2 protein-coding genes are annotated in these 1479 nt (G+C 40.0%); both read right to left on the bottom strand.

Features of this window, described 5'->3' with window-relative positions:
• Positions 1–140: 140 nt before the first annotated feature.
• Entirely contained in the window at positions 141–1028 is an 888-nt protein-coding gene (locus OB69_RS18125) for an IS3 family transposase (protein ID WP_053225168.1), read from the bottom strand.
• A complete protein-coding gene (locus OB69_RS18120; protein WP_053225167.1) occupies positions 1025–1447 on the bottom strand; it encodes a hypothetical protein in 423 nt (140 codons plus the stop codon). The genes OB69_RS18125 and OB69_RS18120 overlap by 4 nt, the downstream gene beginning before the upstream one ends.
• Between the last annotated feature and the right edge of the window lie 32 nt (positions 1448–1479).

The following is a 1479-nucleotide window of genomic DNA, read 5'->3' as shown; positions in this document are numbered from 1 at the left end:
CTTTCGTTACTCAAAACAAGGACCTATCAATTTATTCATACGGGCCTGAAATTGTGTCGATTAATAAATAACGTTTGCCAATCGAGTAGACGGCCGTGAGCCATAAGCCCACGGTGTGTATCGTCCTGAAATAGGTTGACTCAATTTAGTGATTTAAATGATTTATAGTTTTTCCATTTTCTCTCTAAGTGGCCTTGTGTTTTATGGGCTTCATTAGGGGTTAACATCTCAATACTTCTATGAGGTCTTATTTGGTTATAAAACTCAATGTTTTGTTTGATTTTCATCCGGGCCTCTCTTATTGAAGCATACCCTGATCTGTAGTTGTTACTGAACTCTTGCTTGATTGTTCTGTTTACTCTCTCGGCAATTGCGTTCTCGAGTGGATCGCTACTCTCGGTCATGCTTATACTGATACTATTGGCTTTTAAAATGCCGGTATATTGATGACAGCAATATTGAATGCCACGGTCGGAATGGTGTGTCAATGATTCAAAACCAGTTTGTTCCATTTGTATAAGGGCTTTTTTAAGCGCTTTTACGGCACCTTTGGCCTTAAGGCTCTTCGATATACAATACCCCACTATTTTGCGCGAGTACATATCTGTAATCAAGAAAAGGTACAAGAACTTTTCTTCTTGCCTTGTCCATACATAAGTTATGTCGCTCACCCATATTTGATTGGGTTTATCGGGAATAATGTTTTTTATCAAGTTGGGGTAGCGTTTATAAAAGTGGTAGCTGTTGGTCGTAATAGCCCTTTTACTTTTGTATTTGATCAACAGGTTATGTCGCCCCAAGAGATCGAAGAACTTGTCACGTCCTATTTTAATCCCATGAGCATTGAGCTCTGGGCGTAAACAGGTAAGTAAGTTCCTGCCACTTCCCTGCTTCCATATTTTGCGCTTCTCTCGGATCAGCTCAATGGTCAGGTATTCCTTCAATGCCCTGTTCTCTGCAATCTTGATCTTTTTATAATATGCCTGTTTGGAGTAGCCAAGCAACTGACATGCTTCTGATACATTCATTTCTCTTCCCCTTTCTGACTTGAGTCTGTCAACTGCTTGGCTCCATACTTTTTTTCGATAGGTACCTTAAGGTCTTCTTCGGCCACTTCTACCATCTTTTGCCAAAGATCAGCACGTAGCTTCTCTCGTCTCAATTCAACTTCCAGATGCTTTATTCGCTCTTGTAGTTCTATTTCCTTCTTGTTTTTAGACATACACGATAAGTCAGTGACTGGTTGTCCACCAGCCCGGTAATCATCAATACCACTGAATTTACGCATCCAATACAAAATAGTACAGTTACCTGATATATTATATGCCCTGCGGGCGGCCTCTTTTGTCAAACGGCCAAATAATACATCTTGCACAACTTGCCATTTGAACTCTTCTGAGTAATAATCTGGCTTCTTAAGTGTCCTGTTTTTAGTTGACTTTTCCATAAGATTATAGTCAACCTATTTCAGGACGATAC

The sequence above is a fragment of the Roseivirga seohaensis subsp. aquiponti genome (assembly GCF_001267955.1).
Lineage (GTDB): Bacteria > Bacteroidota > Bacteroidia > Cytophagales > Cyclobacteriaceae > Roseivirga > Roseivirga seohaensis.
Note: the sequence above shows the minus strand (reverse complement) of the source record. Positions and strands in the feature narration are given on the sequence as shown.